The 1,126-nt window shown below is 44.7% G+C and carries 2 protein-coding genes; both read right to left on the reverse strand.

Annotated features, from left to right (window positions below):
* Positions 1-91: 91 nt before the first annotated feature.
* Entirely contained in the window at positions 92-712 is a 621-nt protein-coding gene (locus R7P67_RS25760; RefSeq protein ID WP_021483976.1) for a DNA-J related domain-containing protein, read from the reverse strand.
* A 132-nt stretch (positions 713-844) separates the two neighbouring features.
* Positions 845-1,126, reverse strand: a 282-nt coding sequence (locus R7P67_RS25765) for a 2OG-Fe(II) oxygenase family protein (protein WP_318086443.1), incomplete at its 5' end; no start/stop codon positions are given.

The raw sequence follows: 1,126 nt of genomic DNA on the forward strand, positions 1-1,126 counted from the left end.
GGGCTTGTCTAAAACACAAAGGCAGCGATAATCGCTGCCTTTTTTATTTTTATCCCTAAACCATCGACTACAGTAGGTAGTTATTTACTATTTATCCATTTCGAAGCACGTTCCATGCTTCGCACAACACTCTGAATCTTTCGGCATCGCCATTTTCTCTATCAGGATGCCAGCGTAACGCCAGTTTTCGCCATTGTCGGCGGATTTCAGTACGAGATGCATCACCCGCTAGGTCAAAGAGTTTAAGCGCTTTCGCTTTATCGATGTTATGCTCCGAGGCGCCGCCTACAAAGCGTTGATAACGACTCCAAAACTCATTGAGTAATCGACGAACTTCATCTTCGTTCGCTTCATAATGGCTCCAATCCAAATAGTATTGTCGCAAAGGATCGTTTGGATCGACGCTGTTTCTACTCGCTTCTAATGCTGACATCAACATGATATCCATCGCTTCTACTTGCAACCAACTGTCCGGAAAGAGCGTCTCTTGCAGTTGATACAGCGCATTCATTATCAGAAAGTTTCTTTTGAATAAGTCTTTATCTGGCAAGGGGTCAAGCTGGTTAATGTAACCGCGCTCACTGAGCTTGCTGGCCAAGGTGTGTACTTTCCAACCAGACGGTTGCTTTTTGAGAATCTCAAGCATTGGCCAAAGCAACGGGTTTTCTATTTCACTCTGACTGCTATCGCATACGCCATATTGATCTTCCATGCGCCCTCGTTTGATTTATAAGCGATTAAAATTGAGCACGTTTTAAAGCTCAACGTCGTTACTTTTGTACCATAAACGAAAAAAGGCCGATAGCGAAAAACCATCGACCTTTGGAATCAGGATCGCGTTTGATTAAATAACGCCTAGCTCACGTAAGCGTTCCATCAAGTAGCTGTGTGCTGTGTAACGCTCAGAAAGTACTGTATCTGGTTTTGGGTGCAAGAAAAGCGGTAATGAAATGCGCGATTTTTCTTGGCGAGCACCTGTTGGGTTGATAACTCGGTGTGTCGTCGACGGGAAGTAACCGCCTGATGCTTCTTGTAGCATGTCACCGATGTTAATGATCAAGTTACCAAAGTCACATGGAACATCGATCCACTCGCCATCTTTGCTCATAACTTGCAGACCAGGCTC

The sequence above is a fragment of the Vibrio sp. Vb0937 genome, from assembly GCF_033338855.1.